This window comes from Actinoplanes sp. NPDC048796 (genome assembly GCF_040650035.1).
Lineage (GTDB): Bacteria > Actinomycetota > Actinomycetes > Mycobacteriales > Micromonosporaceae > Actinoplanes.
The window spans coordinates 83357-107062 of the sequence record NZ_JBEZGO010000021.1 but is presented as its reverse complement, the minus strand read 5'-3'; the positions used below and the strand labels follow the sequence as shown (position 1 = coordinate 107062).

The following is a 23706-nucleotide window of genomic DNA, read 5'->3' as shown; positions in this document are numbered from 1 at the left end:
CACTAGGACGGGCCTCGCGGCGCCGCTGTGCAGTCCGCCCGGAAAGATTTTCGCTCAGCGCGCCGCCGCGCCGGGCAGGCGCACCTCGAAGCGGCAGCCGCCCGTGACGTTCTGGGCACGCACCTGGCCGCCGTGCGCCTCGACCAGACCGCGCACGATGGCCAGCCCGAGCCCGCCGCCCCCGGCGGCCTCCGGAGTGCGGGCCCGGGTGCCGCGGAAAGCGACGTCGAAGACCCGTGGCAGATCGTCCTCCGGGATGCCGCCGCAGCTGTCCGACACCGCGAACCAGACCACGCCGCCGTCCCGGCCGGCGTCGACGTGGATGACACCGTGGGCCGGGGTGTAGCGCACCGAGTTGGTGAGCAGGTTGTCGAGGATCCGGTTGAGCTCGGCCGCGCCGGCGGTGACCACCGGCCACTCGTGCCCGGCCGCGACCACCCGGATCCCGCGGCTGCCGGCCAGCGGGGCGACCGCGGCCACCGCGTCCGAGACCACGTCGGCCAGCGGCAGGTCGGCCGGGGTGAGCCGCAGCGCGCCGGCGTGGATACGGGACAGCTCGAACAGATCGTCCACCAGGCCGCTCATCCGGTCGGTCTCGGCGCCGATGCGGCGGTGGTACTCGGCCACGGTCGCCGGGTCGGCCACCACCCCGTCCTGCAGCGCCTCGGTCATCGCGCGCAGCCCGGCCAGTGGGGTGCGCAGATCGTGCGACACCCAGGCCACCAGGTCGCGGCGGCCGGCCTCCATCCGCCGTTCCCGCTCGCGGGCCTGGGCCGCCCACACCGCGGCGGCGGCCAGCCGGCGCCCGAACACGGCGCCCAGGACCAGACTCACCACGGCCGACGCGGCCACGGTGACCAGGACGACCCGCATGTCGTGGGCGGAGAGGAACATGGCCCGGGCGACGGTGACGACCCCGGCGGCCACCGCGGCCACGGTGACGGCGAGCAGCACACACACGTGCACGGCGATCGACCGGCCGCGCAGCGCCCGCAGCGCGGCGGCGCCGAGCAGGCCGACGACCGCGCCCGCGGCCAGCGAGTAGAGGCCGATCAGCGCGATGTCACGCATGGCCCGGCTCGTACCGGTAGCCCACACCCCAGACGGTCAGCAGCCGCTTCGGCGCCGCCGGATCCGCCTCGATCTTCTCGCGCAGCCTCCGCACGTGCACGGTCACCGTCGACTGGTCGCCGAACTGCCACCCCCACACCCGGTCGAGGAGCTCGGCCCGGGAGAAGGCGCGCGCCGGATGCCGCAGCAGGAACTCCAGCAGGTCGAACTCGCGCACGGTCAACGTGAGCGGGCGCCCGGCCAGTTCCGCCGTGCGCCGGCCGGTGTCGGCCACCAGGTCGCCGTCGCGCAGCAGCGCCGGGCGCGGCGGGGCCTGCGGCGCGGTGCGGCGCAGCACCGAACGCACCCGCAACACCAGCTCCCGCGGGCTGAAAGGCTTGGTCACGTAGTCGTCGGCGCCGACCTCCAGACCGAGCACCCGATCGCTCTCCTCGCCCAGCGCGGTCAGCATGACCACCGGCAGCCCCGGCTGCTCGCGGCGGAGCCGGCGGCACACGTCGAGCCCGTCGACGCCACCGAGCATGAGATCGAGCACCACCAGATCGGGACACTCGGCGTCGACGGCGGCCAGCGCGGCCAGCCCGTCGGCGACGAGCCGCACCCGGCAGCCGTCCTGCTCGAGGTAGCGGCGCACCACATCGCTGACGGTCGGGTCGTCATCGACGACGAGTACCTGATGGGTCACGTTGGGAGGCTACCCATGCGCACGCCCGCGACGCCCGGCCCGCCACCTTTCGATTCCCTTACGACCGGCGACGGTCACCACCAGTATCAGGAGCGTTCCCCAGAGGTACGGGCCGGGGAGCGGCCCGATCGCCAGCGGAACGGCGACCACGGCGACGGCGAGACCCACCACGCCGGTCAGGCGCGCGCCGGGCCGCCCGGCGGGTGGCACGAACCGGTCGATCAGCGCGCCGCCGGCCAGCACGAGCGGCAGGAACAGGGCGTCGTGCAGGACCAGCACGGCGGCCAGGAACACCAGAATCCCGAGCCGGTGCGGGTCCCGGGCGGCCCCGATCACCGCGTACGCCATGACCAGCGTCCCGGCCACCACCAGAAGGCGCCTCATCGGGCTCTCCGCACCGAGATCCGGGCCACCCACTTGGTCTGCAGCACACCGGGCCGGTTCGGCGCGATCAGCCGGGCCGGAAAGCCGTGGTCGGCGTCGAGGGCCTCCCGCCCGAGCCGCAGAGCGATCAGCGTCCGATCGTCGCCGAGGTGCGGCCCCGCCACGACCGAACTGCGATAGCGCCCGGACGCCTGCAACGACACGACCTCGGCCTCCACGCCGGCCACGTCCCGGCCCAGCAGACCGGCCAGGTCGCGCAGCCGCACACCCGACCAGGTCGCGGTCGCGCTCCAGCCCTCCACACAGGCGATCGGCAGCACGGCGCTGTGCTGCGGCATCGCCGCCAGATCGGCCAGGCTCAGCGCGACCTCGCGACCGAAACCGGCCACCACGAGGCGATAGGCCGGATCGAGCGCGGCCTCGCGAACCCCGGCCGCCGCCGCGGTCCGGTTGACCGCCAGCCCCTGCGGCCCGTCACCGGGCCGCCGCGGCGCCAGCACACTGACCGCAACCAGCGGAGCGACGGTCTGCCCCACTGTGGCCACCGTGACGACACCGGCGGCCACCCCGACCGCCACCAGCACCTGCCGCCGCGCTACAGCGCCCTTTCCGCCGGCGGCTTCCCCCTCGCTCCCTTCTTTACTTTCTTCACTTTCTTCGTCTTTGCCGCCTTCGCCGGCCCTCCCCTTCTCCCGCGCTTCCTCGGCCGTCCTCTGACCGCCGGTTCCCTCATCGCGCGCTTCCTCGGCCGTCCTCTCATCGCCGGTTCCCTCATCCCGGGCTTCCTCGCCCGCCCTCTCACCGCCGGTTCCCTTATCCCGCGCTTCCTCGCCCGCCCTCTCTTGCTGGGGCGCGGAGATGTGCCGGCGGCGCAGCGCGGTGCGGGCCGCGGGCAGCTGGACGCCGATGTGTGTCAGAAGGGCGCCGACCGCCAGCCAGGCGATCCAGTAGTGGGCGGTGGTGAAGAAGAACGGCATCGGCGCGTACAGGTGAGCTGTGTTGAGCACGCCGCTCACCACCTGGAACAGCGCGGCGGCGACCAGCGCGGCCACGCTCGCGCGCTCGGCCGCGTGAGCGACACCGCGCACCGGCGGCCAGATGAACAACCGTGGGTAGACCGACCAGAGTTTCGCGCCGAGCAGCGGAACCGTGGCCAGGCCGGTCGCCACGTGCAGGCCCTGGGTGAACCGGTAGAGCCCGGCCGGCCGCGACGGCCACCAGAACCAGCCGGGCGGGTGCTGGATGAGGTGGCTCAGGACGCCGGTGACGAAACAGACGCCGAACGCGGCGCCGAGCGCCACCCCCAGCAAGCTCGTCAGGCGGGCCGACCTCGACGGTCCCGGCGAGGTGGGCCAGGTCAGAATCCGCGTCAGGCGGGAGTCATCGTCGCGAACCATCGGCCCGCCTCCGTCCACGTCGTCCGGATGACCAGTGCCGCCGCCCGGGCCAGGGGCGCGAGGTCGTCGGCGGCCACTTGCGCCCAGCGCAGCGGCGCCGCCGGCCCGCCGCCCTCGTCCCGCAGGGTGGCCGTTCCCGCCCAACTGCCGGCGCCCGGCGCCTCCAGTTCGGCGTGCAGCAGCCCGTGCGGCGCGAGCAGGTCACGGCAGCGCCGCAGCAGCGCGGCCGGATCGCCGCCGATGCCCACGTTGCCGTCGGCGAGCAGCAGATGCTCCCACCGCCCCTGGCCGGGCACCGCCGCGAAGACGTCCCGGCGCAGGGCCAGCGCACCCCGGGCCAGGGCCAGCCGTACGGCGGCCGCACTCACATCGATGCCCAGCGCCGGCCGTCCCCCGGCCAGCAGAGCCCGGGTGAGCCGGCCCGGCCCGCATCCCACATCGAGGGTGGCCCCGCCGCACCGATCGAGCAGCCCGCCGTCACCGGCTCGCACCGACCCGCACCACCCGGCAGCGTCGACCCGGTGTTCGCGCCCGTGAACGTCGCGCAGCGCAAGCGTCGCGTCCTCCCCGGCCGTGGCCCGTGCCAGCGCCCGCTCGTAGACCACGAGGGCCGACCGCTCCGCCGTCGCGCAGTCGGCCACCGTCGCGCTCATGCCGCCCCACCCACAACCGGCCCACCCGCGACCCGCGCGTCCACGCCCGGCCCACCCGCGACCCGCGCGTCCACGCCCGGCCCACCCGCGACCCGCGCGTCCACGCCCGGCCCGGCCGCGACCGGCCCACCCGCGACTCGCGCGTCCACGGCCCACGTGTCCACGGCCCACCCACCCGCGCCCTGCGCGCCCAAGACCCGCCCACCCAGGACTGGGCCGGACGCGACCGGGCCGGCCGCGACCCGCGAACCCGTGCCCATCCGCTCGGAACCGGCCGCCACGGGTGCGAGGATGCGGCGGACCGCGGTGGGGAAACACGCGGTGTCGGGGCAGGCGGCGGCCACCTCCAAGGCGTCGGCGGCGGTGTCGACGTCGCGTAAAGGCGGCAGGAGGTACGGCTGGACGCCGCGGGTTCGCAAGGCGGCCAGAGTCGAAGCGCCGGTGTCCGGTGTGGACATCGGAACGGCCGGCAACACCCGGGCGGCGTCCGTGTCCCGCAGGCCCAGGGCCCACCATCCGCCGTCGTGGGCCGGCCCGAGAACGGCACCGGTCCGGACCAGCGCCTCGGCCGCCGCGCACAGCAGATCCACGGTGAGCTGCGGGGTGTCCATGCCGATCAGGAGCGTCGGCACGCCGGGCAAGGCGGTGTCGGTGAACGCGTACGCCAATCTCTGCCCCAGCCCCTCACCGCGCTGCGCCACCCGGCACCAACCCGACGGCACGGGGTAGCTGCCTTCGAGGACGGTGGTCCGCCGTACGGCCGGAACTTGATCGACGGTTTTCCAGGTGTCGGCGAGCGCCGCCCCGGCCAGCACCGCCGCCTCGGCCGGCGTGCAAGGCGGGCAGAGGCGGGTCTTCACCCGGCCGGGGACGGGAGCCTTGGCCATGACCAGAATCTGGATCATCGGCTCAGCACCGCCCGCATGTCGTTGATCGCCTGTACCGTCCCGCGAACGGTCCCGGTCACCTTCGACCGGGTCCCGGCCGCACGGGGGTGATACGCGACGTCGAGCTCGCGTACCCGCCAACCCGCCCGGGCCGCGGCCAGCAGCAGCTCCAGCGGGTAGCCGCACCGACGGTCCCGCACGTCCAGCGCGAGCAGCGCGTCACGGCGAGCGGCGCGGATCGGGGCGATGTCGTGCACCGGCAGGCCGGTGGCGCGGCGCACCCGACGGGCGACGACCGCGTTGCCGAGACGCGCGTGCACGGGCCAGGCCCGCACGCCGGTCGGACGACGGCGGCCACCGACGAGATCGGCGTCGCCGTCCCGCACCGGGCCGGCGAGCCGGGGCAACTCGGCCGGATCGAACGAGCCGTCCGCGTCGAGCACACAGACGACGCCGTCGTCCGGGTCCGAAGCCAGAACCCCGGCGTGCACGGCGGCGCCGTACCCACGCCGGTCGACCTCGATCACCCGCGCGCCGAGACGGCGGGCCACCTCCCGGGACCCGTCGGTCGAGCCGTTGTCGGCGAGGATCGGCCGGAACCCGGCCGGCATGCGGGACAGCAGCCACGGCAGGGCGGCGGCCTCGTTGAGGCAGGGCAACACCACATCGGTCATGAACGCCGAAGCTATGCCCGGTCGGCGCCCGCGGATCTTACGGAACGCGAACGTCACCGCCAGTCCTTACGAAGCGCTGACGGATCGGCTCGCACCGCCGCACCACCCGGCCGGCGAACCTATGGTCACCGCCATGGCCCACATCCTCGTGACCGGCGGCGCCGGATTCATCGGCTCGGCGGTCACCTCAGCCCTGACCACCGCGAACCACCAGGTTTCCGTACTCGACAGCTTTCATCCGGCGGCGCACACCAGCCCGCCGGAAGTACCGGACGGCGTCACACTGCACCGGGCCGACGTACGCGACCCGGCAGCCGTCCGCGAGGCGCTGCGCGGCGTCGACGCGGTGGTGCACCAGGCCGCGCTGGTCGGGCTCGGCGCCGGGCCCGGCGACCTCCCCGAATACGTGAGCTGCAACGACCTCGGAACGGCGGTGCTGCTGGCCGCGATGAACGAGGCCGGCATCCGGCGGCTGGTGCTCGCCAGCTCGATGGTGGTGTACGGGGAAGGGAACTACCGCTGCGAGCGGCACGGGGCGGTCCGGCCCGCCGCCCGGGAAGCGGCCGAACTGCTCGCGGGACGATTCGAACCGCCCTGCCCGGACTGCGGGTGCCCGCTGAAACCAGGACTGGTGGACGAACAGACGCCGGTGGATCCGCGCAACGTGTACGCGGCGACGAAGGTGGCGCAGGAGCATCTGTGCGCGGCGTGGGCGCGGGAGTGTGGCGGTACGGTGGCGGCGCTGCGCTACCACAACGTGTACGGGCCGGGCATGCCGCGGGACACGCCGTACAGCGGGGTGGCGGCGATCTTCCGGTCGGCGCTGGAGCGGGGCGAGGCGCCGCAGGTGTACGAGGATGGCGGCCAGTTACGGGATTTCGTGCATGTGGACGACGTGGCGGCGGCCAATGTCGCGGCTCTGGACGCCGTGACCGCGCTGGCGGGCACACGCGAGTTTTCCACAGTGCCGGCTTGTCCACAGCCCACCAGCACGATCATCGAAAATTCCGGGAGAATGGCGTCGGGGGCTTCCCCCTTGGGAGGGTGGGCTCCGTGGGGTGGTGGATTTCGGGCGTTCAACGTCGCCTCGGGGCGGCCGACCACCGTCGGTGAGATGGCCGGGGCGCTCGCGGACGCCTTCGGCGGCCCTCGCCCGCACGTGACCGGCCGGTTCCGGCTCGGCGACGTACGCCATGTTGTGGCCTCCCCCGCCCGCGCGGCGGCCGAGCTCGGCTTTCACGCCGTGGTGCCACCCGTCGACGGTCTGCGGGAGTTCGCGTGCGCGCCCCTGCGCGGCTGACCCGCCGCCGCAAGCCCGTCCCGAACGGCAGCCCCGACCAGAATGCGCCGTCGCACGGCGACCCCGACCGGAATTCACCGCACGGCGACCCCGACCGGAATTCACCGCACGGCAACCCCGACCGGAAGTCGCCGTCGCACGGCGGCCGGCGCCGCGAACCCTTGCCGGACAGCGACCCGGCACAGCTCTCACCCTCGCGCCGGCGCGAGCCTTTGCCGGACAGCGACCCGGATCAGAACCGCGGCGGCCGGCGCAACGTGTCGCCACGGTTGCTCAAGTTGTGGCCGTCTTCCCGGGCCGACCGGTGGGCGCTGGCCGCGGTGGCCGGGCTGGTCGCGCTGGCGGCGGCGACCGGCGCGGTCCTCGGACTGGCCGGGCGGCCGGTGCACGCGTCGGCCGCTCCTCTCTTCGGCCATGTGCTCCCGCACGCCGGGCCGGGCACCCCGGCCGCGATCGCTGTCGCCCTGGCGGTGATCCGGTGGGGTCCGCGCCTCGCCGAGCGGGTGCCGTGGCGGACGCTGCTCGCGGCGACCTGGGCCGCCGCGACCGCCTGGACGTTCGCCCTGGCTCTGGTGGACGGCTGGGGGCGCGGTGTCGCGGGGCGGCTGACCACGCCGTACGAATATCTCGCCGAAGTGCCCGGCGTGACCGACGTTCCCGCCATGCTGCGGGGTTTCGAGGGCCGCATCCTGGACGGCGGTCCCGACCCGTGGACCACCCACGTGGCCGGGCATCCCCCGGGAGCGCTCCTCGCCTTCGTCGGCCTGGATCGGATCGGGCTGGGCGGCGGCGCCTGGGCGGCGGTGTTCTGCATAGTGGCCGGGGCCTTCGCCACTGCGGCGATCCTGGTTACCGTGCGGGCCTTGGGCGACGAGCGAGCGGCCCGGACCGCGGCCCCTTTCTTGGTTCTCTTCCCAGGGGCCGTCTGGGTCGGCGCCTCGGCCGACGGCCTCTTCGCGGGGGCGGCGGCGGGCGCGATCGCGCTGTTGACCGTCGGCTTGTCCCGTCCTTCGCCGTGGGCGGTCGCCGCCGGCGGGGTGGGGCTGGCCGCCTGCGCGTACCTCTCCTACGGCCTGGTTCTGCTGGCGCTGCCCGCCCTCGCGGTGGTCGCGGTTCGCCGCACCCGGTGGCGGCTGCTGATCTGGGCCGTTCTGGGGGCGGCCGCGGTCGTGGCGGCGATGACGCTGCTGGGTTTCGCGTGGTGGCACGGCTATTCGCTGGTACGCCTGCGTTACTACCAGGGTCTGGCTTCCGACCGCCCGTACGCGTACTGGGTGTGGGCGAATCTGGCGGCGTTCGCCCTCTGCGCCGGCCCGGCCGCGGCCCCGATCCTGCGCCGTGCCGCCCGCGCACCACTTGTCGCGGCGTGGGCGGCGGCCGCTCTGTTGGCGGACCTGTCCGGGATGAGCAAGGCCGAGGTCGAGCGGATCTGGCTGCCGTTCGCGGTCTGGCTTCCGGCCGCGGCAGCGCTGCTGCCGCGGCACGATCGACGGTGGTGGCTGGCCGCGCAGGCCGTCACCGCCCTGCTGGTCAACCACCTGGTGCTGACCGCCTGGTGAGATCTCAGGCCAGGCCGAGGCCGCGGCGGCCGATGTCGTTGAGGTCGCTGGGCTGGAAGCGGTCGGGCCATTCGCGCTCGTAGTGCTCGGCCGGGAAGTCCGAGGGGCTTTCGCCCTTGGCGAAGGCGTCGCGGACGTCGGCGGCGTACTTCTCGTTGCGCGGGCACCACGGCGCGGCCGGGATGTACATGACGTTGCCCCAGCCCTTCTGCGCCTCGACCGGGGCGACGCTGTGGATCATGTCGCAGTGCCACCAGACGGAGTCGCCGGCGCGGACGTCGGGGATGCCGGACAGGGCCTCCATGAGCGGGGCGTGCCATTTGTGGCCGGCCGGGAAGACCTGGTTGACGGTGACGCCGCACATGTCGTCGTCGGGCACGTCGGACAGCAGCGGGCGCAGCATCAGGTACGCCATCGCCTCGGGGATCGGGACGGTGTGCAGTACGCCCTGGTCGTGGTCCATGTCGGACAGGGCGGTCCAGCCCTGGAACGTGCGGAAGGCCGAGCACATCGTGGAGCCGGGGTACTGCGGTCCGTCGGTGCGATGGGCGGCGTCCCACGGGTCGTACTGCTCGACGCTGCCGTCGAACAGGTGCCGGAAGGCCTGCTGGTAGGCCTGGGTCATCCACAGGTCGAGGGTGCCCGGGTCGAGGTGTGTGCCGAGGCCGGCCGATTCGGCGCCCTCCGGGCGGCGGCGGATCCGGTCGGGGTAGAGCGAGTCCCGGTTCGGGTCGAACCACTGCGTGCCGTCGGGCGCCGTGTGCTTCCACTGGCTGTTGAGGAAGGCCTGCACCGTGGCCATGCGCTCGCTCTGCCGGGCCTGCATCTGCGCGTGCGACCAGTAGATCGGGTAGATCTCGGGCTTGGAGCCGACGCTGCCGAAGAAGTCGTCGCCGGGACCGCGGTAGTTCTCGAAGAAGCGGTTGCCTTCGACGTAGTCGACGATGTCCTGGTCCCAGCGCAGCGCCTGCTCTCGCTCGAAGTGCCCGCGCACGACGAGACAACCGCGCTTCTTGAGCAGTTCCGTGGGGGCGGTGCCGGCCTCGATGTCGGCGTAGTCGACGACCGGCCAGATCTCCTCGCCGCGGCGGCGGGTCGCGACGATGTCGTCGATGGCGGCCTGCACGCGCTGTTCGACAACGGCGAAGACCTCGTCGACCGTACGGCCGGACGCCTCGATGCGAGCGCGCAGCGCGGCCTTGATCTCACGGGTGGCCGCGGCCAGGTCGGCGGGAGTCTGCTCCCAATGCGGCAGAGCGGTGGTGGCCGGCACGGCGCCTCCTTCTAGTCAGGTCCCCTTACTTGAACGACGGTACGTGTCGCTCCCGTTCTGGGCAAGCCCCCTTACTAGAATCGGCACGTGGAGACCAGCGACGAGCACGTATTGCGTACGCTCATGCGCCACCGCCGCCTGACCCGCGCCGAGCTGGCCACCGAGATCGGCATCTCGAAGCCGACCGCCGGCGAGAGCGTGCGCCGCCTGACCGAGCGGGGCCTGGTGGCCGACACCGGCGAACGCACCCCCGGCGGCCGGGGGCGAGGCCGGGTCGGGTCGTACTACGCGCTCTCCCCCACGATCGGCGTCGCCCTGGCGGTCACCATCGCCCCGCAGGGCGTCGTCGCCGAGTGCGTCGACGTCTACGGCGACGTCGTCGGCCGCGCCGTGCGCCCGGCCGACCCCTCGAAAGTCGCCACCGCGATCTCCGCGGCCGCTCGGCAGGCGCGCGGCGAGGACGGCCCACCGATTCGCCTGGCCGTCGTCGGTGCCGCCGATCCGGTCGACCGGGCCACCGGCCGGCTGGTTCACCTGCCCGACGCGCCTTTCCTGGTCGGCGAGCTGGACCCGGTCGCGATCCTCGGCCGCTTCGTGGACGGCCCGATCGTCGTCGACAACGACGTGAACTGGGCGGCCCTGGCCGAACGCGATCGCCACGGGGCCGGCGACTTCGCGTACCTCTATCTGGGTGAGGGTCTGGGCTGCGCCATCGTCAGCGACGGCGAGGTGCGCCGCGGCCACACCGGCCTGGCCGGCGAGATCGCCCACATGCTCACCGTCGGCCCGGACGGCCGCGCGATCCGTTTCATCGAGCTCTTCGGCGAGCTGGATCTGCGCCGCGAACGCTCCGACGGCACGGGAGCACGCGGCGACGAGACGGCGATCGACGTAGGCCGGCTGCTGACGAGCGACGCCGCCACGCGGGCAGCCCTCGGCTCCGCGGTCGGCGGTGTCGTCGCCGCCGTGATCGCCCTGGCCGATCCGCGCGAGGTGGTGATCGGCGGCCCGTGGGGGCCGGCGCTGGTGGGCGAGATCCGAGCCGCCACCGAGCGGATGCCCCGGCACGTACCGGTCCGCGCCGCGGCCCTGGACGACGAGCCGGTGCTGGCCGGTGTGCGCGCCGAGGCCGTCGCCCGCTTACGCGCCCTGGTGGCCGCCGGCCAGTGAGTGTGATCAGCGAGCGCCGTCCCCGGTGCGCTCCACGCGAGGAGCGGCGTCAGGGCGACCGCCTGACGCTGCCCGCCTACCGCTGCTCGAGGATGGCGGCCGCGGCCGCCTCGCCCATGCGGATCGCGCCGTCGACGTGCTGGAAGCCCAGGCCGGCCACGTCGCTGCTCACGAAGGACAGCGGGCCGACCGGGGTGCGCAGGTGACGGCCGTAGCGGGTCAGGGAACCGATGTCGAAGCTCGTTCCGAAGGCGCCGGCCGTCCACTCGTCGGACTGCCACGGGCTCTCGTAGTACGCCACCGGCGACAAGGCCTCGGGGCCGTAGTACGCGGCCAGCGACGTCAGCACCTTCTCCCGGCGGGTGCCGGCGTCCAGGGCGAGCAGGGCGTCGGCGCGCACGTCGGAGACGAAGCCGACCAGGATGCCCCGGTCGTCGCCGGCCACGTCCTCGTTGCTGTTGTCGTACGCCTCGTGCACCAGCGCGTACGGGCTGAACGCCGTTCCCGACAGTCCCTCCTCGCGCCAGAACGGGGTCTCGTACGTGATGTGCAGCTTGACGACCAGCCCGAAGGACTGATGCTGGCGCATCTGCGCCTGGACCGGCGGCAGCGCCGGCGCGAACCGGATCCGGTTGACCAGCGTCGGCGGCACCGCCAGCACGACGTGGCGCGCCCGGTAGCCGCCGACCACGGCCGACGTGCCGTCCCACGAGATCTGGTCGACCGGTGTGGAGAGCCGCACCAGACCCGGAAGACGCGCGGCCAGCCGCAGCGGCACCTCCTGCAGCCCGCCGTCGACGCGGCGGTCGAGGATGAAGTCGGCGTCGAGCAGGTGGGCGAAACCTCCCGCGCTGGCCGCCATCAGCACCGCCGACAGCGCCGAGAACGCGTGCGCCGGCTTGGTCAGCATCGCCGGGCCGATGTAGAGGCCGATGTTGTCGCGCGCCTCCTGATCGCTGGTCTGCGACGAGAGCCAGTGGGCGAACGACATCTGGTCGAGTTCCACGGCCAGCGGGTGGTCCCACGGCACGAGCGGATCCATCTGCGCGGCCAGCCGGTCGAGTTCGGCGGCCACCCGTTTGATCTCCACCGCCGTTTCCGCCGGCACCGGGAACGCGTCACCGTGGAACGTCGTGCGGACGCCGTCACGGCCGATGTAGACCGACTCGCCCGAGCGGTACCGCGGATACGTCGTCAGTCCCAGCTCGTCGATCATCGCGAGCAGCGCCGTCTGGTCGGGCGAGACCCATTGACCCCCGATTTCCAGCCGTACGCCGTCGACGGTCTCCGTCAGCAGGCGCCCACCGACCCGGTCGCGCGCCTCGAGGACGACCACGTCGAGGCCGGCCTCCCGCAGGCGCACGGCCGCGGTCAGGCCGGTCACTCCGGCGCCGACCACCACCACATCCACGTCGTTCACGGTTCCACCCTCGGTTGCTGCTGTGTGATGCAGTGAATACCCCCGCCGCGCGCGAAGATCACACGCGCGTCGACCCCGACGACCTTCCGTCCCGGGTACGCGGCGGCGAGCACCTCGAGCGCGGCCGCGTCCCGCGGGTCGCCGAACGTGCCGGCCACCACCCCGCCGTTGCAGACGAGATGGTTGACGTAGCTGTGGTCGACCGGCCCGTCCTCGTCCGTCAGCCGTTCCGGCGCCGGCAGCTCGACCACCCGCCACTGGGCCGGCAGCGCGTCGCGGAGCGCCGCGCCGATCGCGTGGTCGGGGTGGTCCGGGGACGGCTGGACGTGCAACAGCACGGTCCCCGGCGACGGCACGGTGGCCACGATGTCGACGTGCCCGCGCGTGCCGAACTCCCCGTAATCCCTGGTCAGGCCCCTAGGCAACCACACCACATCGCGTACGCCCAAGGTACGCCGAAGTTCTCTCTCGACGTCGTCCCGGCCCCAGCCGGGATTGCGGCCGGGGTCGAGCTGCACGGTCTCCGTCACGAGGACGGTCCCGGCGCCGTCGACGTGCAGGCCGCCGCCCTCGTTGACCATCGCCGAGTCGATCACCGTGGCGCCGGCCCATTCGGCGACCCGGCGGGCGATCCGCGCGTCCTTCGCCCAGCGGGCCCAGCTCTGCTGACCCCAGCCGTTGAACACCCAGTCGACAGCGCCCAGCCCTTGCGGGCCCACGACGAAGGTCGGCCCGATGTCGCGCATCCACGCGTCGTCGAGCGGCGCCTCGAGCAGTTCCACGTCCGAGCCGAGCCACTGGCGGGCGTGTGCCACCGCGCCGGGGTCGACCACCATGCGTACCGGCTCGAACTCGGCCACCGCGAGAGCCACGGACGCCCAGGCGCGCCGGGCCTCGTCGGCGTCCTCGCCCAGCGTGTATCCACTGGACGGCCACGCCATCCAGGTGCAGTCGTGCGGTTCGGTCTCGGCGGGCATCCGCCACCGCGCCGGCGTCACGCGAGACCTCCGTACGTCTCAGGTCGCCTGGTCGTGAAGAACGGGAAAAGGGTGAGCCAGTCGCGGCGCTGATCGAGGTCGAGGTCGGCGACGAGCACGGCTTCGGAGTCGCGAGGGGCCTGGGCGAGGATCCGGCCGTACGGGTCGGCGATGAAGGAGGAGCCGTAGAAGCTGATCCGGCCCTCGTCGCCGGTGCGGTTGGGCACGGCGATGAACAGCCCGTTGGCGATGGCGTGACCGACGATCACCTGCTGCCACAACGGCTGCGTGTCGAAGTGCGGGTGATCGGGTTCGGAGCCGATGGCGGTCGGGTACGCGAGCAGGTCGGCCCCGCCCAGCGCGTAGAGGCGCGCCACCTCGGGGAACCACTCGTCCCAGCAGGTCGGCAGCCCGAGACCGACATCGTCGAGGCGATGGACCGGGTACGCGTCCTCGGCCGGCCCGGGACGGAAGTACTTGTCCTCCACGTACCCCTCGGTGACCGGGATGTGGGTTTTGCGGGTACGCCCGAGCAGCCGGCCCTCGGGGCCGACGAGCACCGCGGTGTTGTAGCCGAGCGCGTCGGTCCCGTTCCTCTCGTACAGCGAGGCGTGGACCGGAATGCCGAACTTGCGGGCGGCTTCGGCCGCGAAGGACACCGTCGGCCCGGTCAGGAGGTCTTCCGCGGCGTCCGACGGTACGCCCGTGGGCTCCTCGAAGGCCGGATAGCGCGACAGCGTCAGCTCCGGCAGGAAGACGATCTGCGCACCGTCGGCCGCCGCCTGCCCGATGCCGCCGAGCAGCGCGTCCTTGAGCTCGCCGGCGTCCGCGCGCCACCGGTGCTGGACGAGGCCGATCCGCAGCGGCGGCCGGGCCGGCTCGTGCACCCGGGCGGGCGAGTCCCGCGGACCGGAGCTGATCAGGCGCATGTCTTCTTCCTCGCCGTCGGGGGACAAACGAATGTCGTTCGTTTTAGTATGGTGGTCGTTCGAGCGCTTGTCGAGGGGAGTTCCGTGGGGCGACCGGCCACGCCGAAACTGTCGGTCAGCAAGATCGCCACGACGGCGCTGAAGCTGGTGGACGCGCAGGGCGAGTTCACGATGGGCGAGGTCGCGGCCGCCCTGTCCGTACGCCCGTCGTCGCTCTACAACCACGTGGCCGGCAAGACCGAGATCGTCGAGGCCATGCGGGCCCGCGTCTTCGCCGAGGAGCCCTTCACCCGGCGCGAGGCGGCCTGGGACGACGCCCTGCGCGCGCTGCTGCGCCACTACCGCGACGCCTTCGCCCGCCACCCCCGGCTGATCCCGATGCTCACCGCGCACACGGTCTCCTCCCCCGACGTCGTGCGCATGTACGACGACATCGCCACCGTGCTCAGCGACGCCGGCATCCCCACCGACCGCCTGCTCGACGTCATCACGGTGCTGGACAGCTTCGTCATCGGCTCGGCCCTCGACGTGGCCGCCCCCGACCAGGTCTGGGACAAGTCCAAGGCCCGCACCCCCGTCCTGCTCGCCGCCATCGAGGCCGCCGGCCAGGGCCGCCCCCGAGCCGACCGCGCCTTCGAACTGGGCCTCGACCTGCTGCTCACCGCCCTCCGAGATGACGATTGCGGCGGTCATGAAGCCCTCTGATCATCTCGGCGAGCCTCTCGCGGACGCGGTTCTGGCCGACGGCGTCGTCCACAAGACGGCCGGCCCGTGGACGCCCGCGGTGTTCGCCCTGCTCAAGCACCTGGAGCGGGTCGGCTTCGCCGGAGCACCGCGGGTGGTCGGCGACGGATACAGCTTCATCCCGGGCGAGTCTCCCCATCCGCACGCGTGGCCGGACGAGGCCGTCGGCGGCGTGGGAGCTCTGCTGCGCGGCCTGCACGACGCGACGGCAACGTTCACCCCGCCCGCCGGCGCCGTCTGGAAGCCGAACTGGCTACGCGACCTCGGCGGCGACGACATCGTGATCGGCCATTGCGACACGGGGGCGTGGAACATCGTCGGCCGGCACAGGCGGCCCGACGCGTTCATCGACTGGGAGTTCGCCGGCCCGGTGGATCGGCTGTGGGAGCTAGCCGAGACCGTGTGGCTGAACGCCCAGCTCGTCGACGACGACGTCGCCGAGACGCAGGGCCTGCCCGACGCCGCGACCCGCGCCCGCCACGCCCGGGCCATCGTCGACGGTTACGGCCTCCCCCGGTCCGCACGAGACGACCTGGTCGACCGCCTGGCCGACGTGGCGATCCACAGCGCACGCCACGAGGCGCTCGCCGAGGGCGTGACGATCGACAGCACCGCGGCCATCGCCGCCAACGGCTACCCCACCCTGTGGGCCATCACCTGGCGAGCCCGCAGCGCCTCATGGATCGCCCGCCACCGCCCCATGCTCCGCCAGGCGATCAGCGGATGAGCTCGCCTCCTCGGCAGGCGTAGGACTTTTCACCGCATCCCGCGCCGTCCAGACCGCGAACAAAGCCGATCACCGTGTGCGGCGCGCATTTCCGGACCCGGGTAGCACCGCTTCGAACCACTCGAAAGCGTGAAGATTATTCCGAACCAGCGACGCTCGCCCCTCGTATTCATCATTGAGCGGAGCGCGGTGGATTGATCCTTTTCTTATCCTGATAAATCCTGCCTTGTGACCATAGAAGCGACAGGCGTAGCGTCGACGCAGAATTGAATTCCTTCTCACCTCACTCCCCATACAGGAGCCTCCAATGCCCAATTCCGCGCCACAGCCTTGCGATGCCCGAACCGCTAATTTCCGTCTCGGGACGCCGAACTTCGGGGCCAGTGCCAATTTCTCGTGGCCAATGGCTTCTTTCGGGACCACGATCGAAAGGCCCAGCGGATTCAAGGTGACTCATTCGTTTCGCAGCACGAACCGCAGCGACGTACGAGATGTCGCGCTCGACTCGCTCCGGGCCGCCCTGGAGGCGGCGAACAGGATCGAAGCCATTGTGGCCACGCTCCGATCCGGCTATTCCACTCAGCTCAGCGGTTCACAGCAGAGGCAGATCGCCTTCTAATTGAACTTCCCGCCGAGCTGATCACTTCGGCCGGCCGCTAGCTTTCGCATCTCCGCCCGCCGGATAGGCCTTCCCCCTGTCTGGAGGGCTAATCGCGTTCACCGTGACGCCGCAAAGCGTTCTCATCGTATAAGTACAGGTGGCTGGGTGAAACGACGACTCACTGAGGTGATCTCAGCGAGGAATCGATGGGTAGCGGTGCGCGATTCGCCCTTCACGCTGGTGTTTTTCGGCGCAGCGGTCAGTGGTGAAGACCTTCCCGTCGGGGATGACGTGGGACCAGCCGTCGGCGGCAGCGCGACGCAGGGTGTCGTGCAGGCCCGATGCGGTCACGGCCAGGACGCGGGCGGCTTCGTCGCGGCAGCGGTAGGCGGCGACCCTGGAGACGCCGAAGCCTGCGGCGAGCACGGAGAGGTTATCGCCCTCGCCGCAATCGGCAAGTAGGTGAACAGATATCGCGCTCCTTGCTTCGTATAGTGCCTGGCCAGCGGCGGGATGCGGGACCGGCCGTAATCGGAAACAAGACTTTTCGATGAATGTGCCAAAGTTGTTTACTCGCGTGCAGAAGTGGGCCTACGGTGGCGGCCATCGATACTCGTCGAGGTCTGGACGGTGCTATGAGGAAGAAGCCGTTTGCCCTGCTCGCTGCCGTCACCCTGGTGGGACTGGTGCCCGCTCTGCCCGCCGCCGCGGCCGTGCCGCCGCAAGAAGCGGGTGTCACCCTTCGTACGTTCGACCTGCAGACCTCGCGTGACTCGATCTGCACGCTCAAGGCCGGGCAGACGCCCAACGTCGACAAGAAGATGCCGGCGATCAACTGGACCACCTCGGCCGACTTCGGGCTGGAGGACCGGTTCCAGTCCGAGGTGATCGGGAACGTCACCATCACCACCGCCGGGTCGTACGGGTTCCGGCTGACCAGCGACGACGGGTCCCGGCTGCTCATCGACGGGACCACCGTCGTCAACAACGACGGCGCGCACGGGCCCACCGCCGTCGAGGGGTCCGTCACCCTCACCACCGGGTATCACGGGCTGCACATCGACTTCTTCGAGCGCGACGGCGGCCAGCAACTGACCCTCGAGTGGCGGCCGCCCGGCGCCACCGCGTACACCCTGGTACCCGCCAGCGCCCTCAGCACCGACGCCGGTGTGGTGCGGGTGACCGCGCCCGGCAAGAAGGAGTGCGAGGGCGCCGGGGACAGCCCGGGCGACGGCCTGCCCCTGACCGGCGTGCACCCGGGCTACACGCTGACCAACCTGCGGCCCACCGGCTTCCAGCCGCAGGTCAGCGCCATGGACTGGTTCCCCGACGGCCGCCTCGCCATCGCCACCTGGGGTGGCAGTGACACCGTGGCGGGCGAGGTCTACGTGCTCAGCGGGGTCACCGGCACGACGTCGCCCAGCCAGGTGACGTACAAGAAGATCGCCTCCGGCCTGCGGGAACCGATGGGGCTGAAGATCGTCGACGGGAAGATCTATGTGTCGCAGAAGCACGAGCTGACCGAGCTCGACGACACCAACGGCGACGGCGTCATCGACCAGTACCGGCGGGTCGCCACCTGGCCGTTCGACGGGAACTTCCACGAGTTCGCGTTCGGGCTGCTGTACCAGGACGGGTTCTTCTATCTGAACCTGTCCGTGTCGATCAACCTGGGCGGCGCCACCACCGATCCGCAGGGCTCGCCCAACCGCGGGACCACGCTGAAGATCAACCGGTCGACCGGGGCCGTGCAGTACGTCGCCGGTGGGCTGCGCACGCCGAACGGCATCAACTTCGGGCCCGAGGGGGACATCTTCGTTCTGGACAACCAGGGCGGGTGGCTGCCCGCCTCGAAGCTCGTGCAGATCAAGCAGGACCGCTTCTTCAACCACTACACCAACCCGGACGGGCCGTTCGATCTCCAGCCGGTCACCCAGCCGGTGCTGTGGCTGCCGCAGAACGAGATCGCCAATTCGCCGAGTACGCCGGTCATGCTCAACTCGGGTCCGTACGCGGGTCAGATGCTGTTCGGCGACGTCACCTACGGTGGGCTTCAACGGGCGTACCTGGAGAAGGTCAACGGCCAGTACCAGGGCGCGGTCTTCCGGCTCACCCAGGGCCTGGAGATGGGTGTGCTGCGGCTGAGCGTCGGCCCGGACGGCGCGCTCTACGCGGGCGGGCTCGGCGCCGGCGGCAACTGGGGCCAGGAAGGCAAATTGACGTACGGGCTGCAGAAGCTCACGCCGAACAACGCGAGCGTCTTCGACATCAAGGCGATGCGGGCGGTCGCCGGCGGTTTCGAGCTCGAGTACACGCAGCCGGTCTCGGACGCGACCGCCGCCCAGCTGGCCGCCCGGTACCGCGCCGAGCAGTGGCGGTACGTGCCGACGCCGGACTACGGCGGCCCGAAGGTCGACGAGGAGGCGCTGCCGGTCACCTCGGCCACCCTGTCGGCCGACCGGCTCAAGGTGACGCTGAAACTGTCGGGGCTCAAGCCGGGCCGGGTCGTGCACGTCCGCTCGCCGCGGCCGTTCACCTCGGCGTCCAACGCCTCCCTGTGGAGCACCGAGGCCTGGTACACGCTGAACAGCCTGCCCGACGGCACCACGCTGAAGTCGGACCGGGTGGAGGCCGAGTGGTCGGGTCTGAGCGGCAGCACGTCGGTGGCCAAGGACCACACCGGCTACACCGGTTCGGGTTTCTCGGCCGGGCACGGCGCGGCCGGCTCGGCGACGACGTTCACGCTGAACGTGCCGTCGGCCGGGGCGTACCCGATCTCGCTGCGCTACAGCAACGGCCCGAACCCGGCCGCCGGGACCAAGACGATGAGCCTGTACGTCAACGGGACCCGGGTGAAGCAGGTCAGCCTGGCCGACACCGGCAACTGGGACACCTGGGCCGCTCTCAACGACACGGTGACGCTGCGGGCGGGCGCCAACACCGTCTCGTACCGGGTCGACACCGGGGACTCCGGGCACGTCAACCTGGACAGCCTGACCGTCGGCGCGAACGGTCCGGGCGGCACGAACAAGACGGGCACGATCACCGGGATCGGCGGCAAGTGCCTCGACGTGGACAACGCGACCATCACCGACGGGGCCAAGGTGCAACTGTGGACCTGCAACAGCTCGACCGCGCAGAGCTGGACGCGGGAGGGCGACACCCTGCGGGCGCTCGGCAAGTGCCTGGACGTCGACAACGGCGGCACCGCCAACGGCACCAAGGTGCGGCTGTGGACGTGCAACAACAGCGCCGCCCAGGTGTGGCAGGCCCAGGCCAACGGCTCGCTGCTGAACCCGCAGTCGGGCAAGGTGCTGGACGCGGCCGGCGGGGCGAGCGCGGACGGCACCGCCGTGCAGCTGTGGGAGTGGGCCGACGTCGCCCAGCAGCGCTGGACCCACAACGGCCCGAGCCGGGTCACGCTCTTCGACGGCGCGAGCCTGAACGCCTTCCGCAACGCCGACGGCAGCGCGCCGGCCTGGCCCGTCTCCGGCGGTTCGGCCGAGGTGCTGGGTGGAGACCTCAGGACCAAGCAGTCGTACGGGGATTTCAAGCTCCACGTCGAGTTCTGGCTGCCCAACCTCCCCGCTGACGTGACCGGTCAGCAGCGCGCCAACAGCGGCATCTACCTGCAGGACCGCTATGAGGTGCAGGTCCTCGACACGTACGGGAAAGCGGTCCTGGCCAACGACGACAGCGCCGCGATCTATCTGAAGCGCGCGGCCACCGCCAACGCCGGCACCGCGCCGGAGACCTGGCAGACGTACGACATCACGTTCCGGGCCGCCCGCTGGAACGGCACCACGAAGACCGAGGACGCCCGGGTCACCGTCGTCTGGAACGGCGTCACCGTGCAGAACAACGTGACCATCGACGGCCCCACCGGCAACGGCGCCGCCGAGAGCCCGGCCGCCCTGCCGATCCGCCTGCAGGACCACGGCGACCCGGGCGCCAACGTCCGCTACCGCAACATCTGGATCGAACCGGCCTAGGCTCGCGCCCTCGGCAGGACCACCGCGGCCAGCACCATGCGGTGGTCACTGCCGGGCAGGTCGTACGCCGCGTACCGGTCGATCCCGATCGTCCGGTCGGCCAGCACATGGTCGATGGTGATGGGCGGGATCGTCCGGTCCGCGTACGGGCCCCAGCTCGGCACCAGGCCCTTGCCCAGGGTCGCCGCCGCGTCCCGGTAGCCGCGGCCGAGCAGGTCGCGCAGCTCCTTGTGGTCGAGGGTGGAGTTGAAGTCACCGGCCAGGATGCGGTCCGGCCCGGGCTGGTCCCGCAGGTCCCGCCGCCATTCGTCGAGCACTTCCAGCGCGTGCGGCGCCGCCGGGTGGACCGACTCGACGACGACCGGCTTCGCACCGGGCGCCGTCACCGTGCCGTACGCCTGCTGGAAGCCCCCGTAGTTGAGGCGGGAGCCGACGCCGGTGAGCGGATACCGCGAGTAGAGCGCCGACCCGGTGGTCCCGTAGGGATCCTGGACGCGTTGCGGCGCGATCGACGAGTACGGCAGCAGCCGCTCGAGTCCCGCCCGGGCCAGCGCCGCCTGCCCGGCCGCGGTGAACTCCTGCAGCGCCAGCACGCCGACGTCCTCGTCCCGGACCCGCCGCACGATGGCCTCCGGATCGGCCCGCCCGATCAGCATGTTCGCGCTCAGCACGGTCAGCGCCACCCCGTCCCGGGGCCCGCGATCCCGGTCCGGCACGATCCGTCCCACCACACACCCGGCGAGCAGCGCGGTCGCCACCCCCGCCACCACAGCGGCGCGCCACTGCTTGCGCGCGACAACCACGGCGAGCGGAATCAAGGACGCGATTGCGGCGTACGGGGTGAAGGGCAGCACCACCACCACGGCCCCCGGACTCCACCCACTGATCCGCAGCAGAGCCCAGACCAGCCCCGGCACCACCAGCACCCACGCCAAGATCTTCACGCGCACACGGTAGAGAGACCGGACAACCCTCCCCACCTGAAACGGGCTTCAGGTTGTCCAGGGCATGAGCTGCGATGATGGCCCGGTGCGGCTGTTGGTGGTGGAAGATGAGCGGGAACTGGCCGAGTCTCTGCGTCGCGGTCTGGTTGCCGAGGGTTACAGCGTCGATGTCGTTCACGACGGGAGCACGGGGCTCGACTACGCCCTGACCGAGGGCTACCAGGCGGTGATCCTCGACCTGATGCTGCCGCGGCTGAACGGCTTTCAGGTGTGCGCCCGGCTGCGGGAGTCGCGGGTCGGCACGCCGGTGCTGGTGCTCACGGCCAAGGACGGCGAGTACGACGAGGCCGAGGCCCTGGACACCGGGGCCGACGACTATCTGACGAAGCCGTTCTCGTACGTGGTCCTGCTGGCTCGCGTGCGAGCCCTGCTGCGCCGCGGTGGCGAACACCGGCCGGTGGTGCTGACCGTGGGCGACCTGGTCGTGGACCAGGCGCGACGCCTCTGTTCGCGCGGCCCGACCCCGATCCCGTTGACCGCCAAGCAGTTCGCGGTGCTGGCCTGCCTCGCCCGCCGGGCGAACGCCGTGGTCAGCAAGGCGGAGATTCTGGACGAGGTGTGGGACGCGGCCTACGACGGCGACCTGAACATCGTCGAGGTCTACATCCGCGCGCTGCGCCGCGGCATCGACGTGCCGTTCGGCCGGCAGAGCATCGAAACGGTCCGCGGGGCCGGCTACCGGCTGGTGGACACCGATGCGTAGGCGCCGACTGCCGAAATTGAATTCGGTACGGGTACGGGCGGCGGCCGCCGCCGCGCTGGCGGCCGCGTTGTGCTTCGGGGGCGGGGCGCTCTGGCTGCGCCACGTCATCTACACCAACGCCATGGCGGCGTCCGTCGAGACCGCCCGGCAGACCGTCCGCGGCGTCGCGGCGACCTACGACACCGCCGCGGCGCGATCCCAGGCCGAGTCGGGAGCCCTCGTCGACCGGACGCCGAGTCCCACCGCGGGGATGAGCGAGGAGGAGGTGAGTGCCCTCATCAGCCGCATGCCCGACGGTGTGAAGAACGACTCCTACAAGTTCCCGTTCTTCACGGACTCCTACGCGGTCGTCGACACGGGCGGCAAGGTCCTGCTGGCCCAGGAACGCATGGCCTACTACATCCGCGAGAGCGGCCTGACCTTCCCCATCAGGCCGCCGGACATGCAGGACGGCTGGACCGGCCGGGTCAGCGTCCTGCTGAGCCCTTCCCGCAACGGCGAGCGGGGGCACAAGCTCGACGGGCAGACCGTCACGCTCGTCGCGATGAACGTCGAGGACACCAAGGGGTACGTGGTGGCCACCGTCTACGCGCTCGCCTCGCCGCTGCGCGCGCAGAACGCGGTCGCCGGCGTCGACCGCTGGCTGATCCCCGGAGTGCCCGCGTCGGCCCTGTTCGTCGCCGTGATCGCCTGGCTGGTGGCGGGCCGGGCGCTGCGCCCGGTGGAGCGGATGCGAGCCGAGCTGGCGCGCATCACCGCGGCCGACCGGACCAGCCGGGTGCCCGAGCCGCGCACCGGCGACGAGATCGCACGGCTCGCGGTGACCATGAACGCCACCCTGGACCGGCTCGCCGACGCGGCCGAGCGGCAGCGGCAGTTCGTCGCCGACGCCGCCCACGAGCTGCGCAGCCCCCTGGCCGGCCTGCGCAACACCGTCGAGGTCGCCCTCGAACACGGCGAGGCCGCCGACCTGAACACCGTCCGGTCCACCACCGAGCGGCTGCAGCACCTCACCGACGACCTGCTCCTGCTCGCCCGCCTGGAACGGACGGCCCCGCCCACCGGGAAACCGGTCGACCTGGCCGCGCTCGCCGAGGAACTGGCCGGCGAACGCGGCCACCGGACCCCGCCGGACGACAGGTTCATCGTGGTGGCGCCGGAGCCGGCCCTGGTGATCGGCCGCGAGCAGGAACTGACCAGGCTGCTGGGAAACCTGCTGGACAACGCCGCCCGGTACGCCCGCGACCGCGTCACCGTGACCGTCACGAAAGCCGAACCGGGCCTGGTGCGCGTCGAGGTCCTCGACGACGGCCCCGGCATCCCGGCGGCGGAACGGGAACGGGTCTTCGACCGGTTCACGCGCGTCGACGAAGCCCGCGATCGCCGCCACGGCGGCGCCGGGCTGGGCCTGGCCATCGCCCGTGACATCGCCGTGCGCCACGGCGGAAGCCTGTCCGTGGCCGACTCGTCGGCCGGGGCGCGCCTCGTCGTCGAGCTACCACGGACCTGAACATTCTTCAGATTGCTTCAGCGGGGGTTCAGCCGCGGCGCCGGAG

The 23706-nt window shown here is 72.1% G+C and carries 20 protein-coding genes and 1 pseudogene; 8 read left to right on the top strand and 13 right to left on the bottom strand.

Features of this window, described 5'->3' with window-relative positions; all coding sequences use genetic code 11:
* Positions 1-54: 54 nt before the first annotated feature.
* From AB0C26_RS42820 to AB0C26_RS42790, 7 genes are read right to left on the bottom strand one after another with little or no spacing between them, the layout of a single operon-like run.
* Complete coding sequence (locus AB0C26_RS42820) at positions 55-1071, bottom strand: HAMP domain-containing sensor histidine kinase (protein WP_360260007.1); 1017 nt, start codon at positions 1069-1071, stop codon at positions 55-57.
* Positions 1064-1756 carry a response regulator transcription factor gene (locus AB0C26_RS42815; RefSeq protein ID WP_360260005.1) on the bottom strand — a complete coding sequence of 231 codons (693 nt, stop codon included), beginning with the start codon at positions 1754-1756 and terminating at the stop codon, positions 1064-1066. The genes AB0C26_RS42820 and AB0C26_RS42815 overlap by 8 nt, the downstream gene beginning before the upstream one ends.
* Positions 1757-1765: 9 nt before the next feature.
* Positions 1766-2140, bottom strand: coding sequence for a hypothetical protein (locus tag AB0C26_RS42810; protein WP_360260003.1), 375 nt, complete (start codon positions 2138-2140; stop codon positions 1766-1768).
* A complete protein-coding gene (locus tag AB0C26_RS42805; RefSeq protein ID WP_360260001.1) occupies positions 2137-3537 on the bottom strand; it encodes a molybdopterin-dependent oxidoreductase in 1401 nt (466 codons plus the stop codon). The genes AB0C26_RS42810 and AB0C26_RS42805 overlap by 4 nt, the downstream gene beginning before the upstream one ends.
* The gene (locus AB0C26_RS42800) at positions 3510-4190 is read right to left on the bottom strand and encodes a methyltransferase domain-containing protein (RefSeq protein ID WP_360259998.1); all 681 of its coding nucleotides are present in this window, start codon (positions 4188-4190) and stop codon (positions 3510-3512) included. The genes AB0C26_RS42805 and AB0C26_RS42800 overlap by 28 nt, the downstream gene beginning before the upstream one ends.
* Positions 4187-5095, bottom strand: coding sequence for a DUF2064 domain-containing protein (locus tag AB0C26_RS42795; RefSeq protein ID WP_360259996.1), 909 nt, complete (start codon positions 5093-5095; stop codon positions 4187-4189). The genes AB0C26_RS42800 and AB0C26_RS42795 overlap by 4 nt, the downstream gene beginning before the upstream one ends.
* Complete coding sequence (locus tag AB0C26_RS42790) at positions 5092-5751, bottom strand: glycosyltransferase family 2 protein (RefSeq protein ID WP_360259994.1); 660 nt, start codon at positions 5749-5751, stop codon at positions 5092-5094. The genes AB0C26_RS42795 and AB0C26_RS42790 overlap by 4 nt, the downstream gene beginning before the upstream one ends.
* A gap of 133 nt (positions 5752-5884) precedes the next feature.
* Here AB0C26_RS42790 and AB0C26_RS42785 point away from each other — a divergent pair, with 133 nt between their 5' ends.
* Entirely contained in the window at positions 5885-7051 is a 1167-nt protein-coding gene (locus AB0C26_RS42785; RefSeq protein WP_360259992.1) for an NAD-dependent epimerase/dehydratase family protein, read from the top strand.
* 269 nt (positions 7052-7320) lie between these two features.
* Positions 7321-8610 carry a hypothetical protein gene (locus AB0C26_RS42780; RefSeq protein WP_360260074.1) on the top strand — a complete coding sequence of 430 codons (1290 nt, stop codon included), beginning with the start codon at positions 7321-7323 and terminating at the stop codon, positions 8608-8610.
* 4 nt (positions 8611-8614) lie between these two features.
* On the opposite strand, the gene AB0C26_RS42775 is transcribed toward AB0C26_RS42780, so the two are convergent.
* Positions 8615-9883 (bottom strand): YbiU family protein, encoded by a 1269-nt coding sequence (locus AB0C26_RS42775; protein ID WP_360259989.1) that lies wholly within the window; start codon positions 9881-9883, stop codon positions 8615-8617.
* Between the two features lie 87 nt (positions 9884-9970).
* On the opposite strand from AB0C26_RS42775, the gene AB0C26_RS42770 reads away from it, so the two are divergent.
* Positions 9971-11053 (top strand): ROK family transcriptional regulator, encoded by a 1083-nt coding sequence (locus AB0C26_RS42770; RefSeq protein WP_360259986.1) that lies wholly within the window; start codon positions 9971-9973, stop codon positions 11051-11053.
* Positions 11054-11129: 76 nt separating this feature from the next.
* On the opposite strand, the pseudogene AB0C26_RS42765 reads toward AB0C26_RS42770, so the two are convergent.
* The 3 genes and pseudogenes from AB0C26_RS42765 to AB0C26_RS42755 all read right to left on the bottom strand — a co-directional run.
* Positions 11130-12533: pseudogene (locus AB0C26_RS42765) on the bottom strand (NAD(P)/FAD-dependent oxidoreductase); the annotation flags it as partial.
* Positions 12470-13450, bottom strand: coding sequence for an agmatine deiminase family protein (locus AB0C26_RS42760; RefSeq protein ID WP_360260072.1), 981 nt, complete (start codon positions 13448-13450; stop codon positions 12470-12472). The gene AB0C26_RS42760 and the pseudogene AB0C26_RS42765, both read right to left, overlap by 64 nt.
* Positions 13451-13467: 17 nt before the next feature.
* The gene (locus tag AB0C26_RS42755) at positions 13468-14379 is read right to left on the bottom strand and encodes a nitrilase-related carbon-nitrogen hydrolase (RefSeq protein ID WP_360259984.1); all 912 of its coding nucleotides are present in this window, start codon (positions 14377-14379) and stop codon (positions 13468-13470) included.
* 84 nt (positions 14380-14463) lie between these two features.
* Here AB0C26_RS42755 and AB0C26_RS42750 point away from each other — a divergent pair, with 84 nt between their 5' ends.
* Together AB0C26_RS42750 and AB0C26_RS42745 are read left to right on the top strand one after the other, a co-directional pair.
* On the top strand, positions 14464-15084 hold the full coding sequence (locus AB0C26_RS42750; protein ID WP_360259982.1) for a TetR/AcrR family transcriptional regulator C-terminal domain-containing protein: 621 nt from the start codon (positions 14464-14466) through the stop codon (positions 15082-15084).
* Complete coding sequence (locus tag AB0C26_RS42745) at positions 15071-15850, top strand: hypothetical protein (RefSeq protein ID WP_360259979.1); 780 nt, start codon at positions 15071-15073, stop codon at positions 15848-15850. Before AB0C26_RS42750 ends, AB0C26_RS42745 begins: the two co-directional genes overlap by 14 nt.
* A gap of 793 nt (positions 15851-16643) precedes the next feature.
* Here AB0C26_RS42745 and AB0C26_RS42740 read toward each other — a convergent pair.
* On the bottom strand, positions 16644-16877 hold the full coding sequence (locus AB0C26_RS42740; RefSeq protein WP_360259977.1) for a hypothetical protein: 234 nt from the start codon (positions 16875-16877) through the stop codon (positions 16644-16646).
* A 209-nt stretch (positions 16878-17086) separates the two neighbouring features.
* Here AB0C26_RS42740 and AB0C26_RS42735 point away from each other — a divergent pair, with 209 nt between their 5' ends.
* Entirely contained in the window at positions 17087-20443 is a 3357-nt protein-coding gene (locus AB0C26_RS42735) for a family 16 glycoside hydrolase (RefSeq protein ID WP_360259975.1), read from the top strand.
* Here the strand turns inward: AB0C26_RS42735 and AB0C26_RS42730 are convergent.
* On the bottom strand, positions 20440-21381 hold the full coding sequence (locus tag AB0C26_RS42730) for an endonuclease/exonuclease/phosphatase family protein (protein ID WP_360260069.1): 942 nt from the start codon (positions 21379-21381) through the stop codon (positions 20440-20442). The genes AB0C26_RS42735 and AB0C26_RS42730 overlap by 4 nt on opposite strands.
* A gap of 91 nt (positions 21382-21472) precedes the next feature.
* On the opposite strand from AB0C26_RS42730, the gene AB0C26_RS42725 reads away from it, so the two are divergent.
* Positions 21473-22150, top strand: coding sequence for a response regulator transcription factor (locus AB0C26_RS42725; RefSeq protein ID WP_360259973.1), 678 nt, complete (start codon positions 21473-21475; stop codon positions 22148-22150).
* Complete coding sequence (locus AB0C26_RS42720; RefSeq protein ID WP_360259971.1) at positions 22143-23660, top strand: HAMP domain-containing sensor histidine kinase; 1518 nt, start codon at positions 22143-22145, stop codon at positions 23658-23660. Before AB0C26_RS42725 ends, AB0C26_RS42720 begins: the two co-directional genes overlap by 8 nt.
* The last annotated feature ends 46 nt before the right edge of the window (positions 23661-23706 follow it).

Coding starts and splice junctions, on each gene's coding strand:
- AB0C26_RS42820 (WP_360260007.1), bottom strand. CDS start 1,071: ATGCGTGACATCGCGCTGATCGGCCTCTACTCGCTGGCCGCGGGCGCG.
- AB0C26_RS42810 (WP_360260003.1), bottom strand. CDS start 2,140: ATGAGGCGCCTTCTGGTGGTGGCCGGGACGCTGGTCATGGCGTACGCG.
- AB0C26_RS42805 (WP_360260001.1), bottom strand. CDS start 3,537: ATGGTTCGCGACGATGACTCCCGCCTGACGCGGATTCTGACCTGGCCC.
- AB0C26_RS42800 (WP_360259998.1), bottom strand. CDS start 4,190: ATGAGCGCGACGGTGGCCGACTGCGCGACGGCGGAGCGGTCGGCCCTC.
- AB0C26_RS42795 (WP_360259996.1), bottom strand. CDS start 5,095: ATGATCCAGATTCTGGTCATGGCCAAGGCTCCCGTCCCCGGCCGGGTG.
- AB0C26_RS42790 (WP_360259994.1), bottom strand. CDS start 5,751: ATGACCGATGTGGTGTTGCCCTGCCTCAACGAGGCCGCCGCCCTGCCG.
- AB0C26_RS42785 (WP_360259992.1), top strand. CDS start 5,885: ATGGCCCACATCCTCGTGACCGGCGGCGCCGGATTCATCGGCTCGGCG.
- AB0C26_RS42760 (WP_360260072.1), bottom strand. CDS start 13,450: ATGCCCGCCGAGACCGAACCGCACGACTGCACCTGGATGGCGTGGCCG.
- AB0C26_RS42755 (WP_360259984.1), bottom strand. CDS start 14,379: ATGCGCCTGATCAGCTCCGGTCCGCGGGACTCGCCCGCCCGGGTGCAC.
- AB0C26_RS42745 (WP_360259979.1), top strand. CDS start 15,071: ATGAAGCCCTCTGATCATCTCGGCGAGCCTCTCGCGGACGCGGTTCTG.
- AB0C26_RS42735 (WP_360259975.1), top strand. CDS start 17,087: ATGAGGAAGAAGCCGTTTGCCCTGCTCGCTGCCGTCACCCTGGTGGGA.
- AB0C26_RS42720 (WP_360259971.1), top strand. CDS start 22,143: ATGCGTAGGCGCCGACTGCCGAAATTGAATTCGGTACGGGTACGGGCG.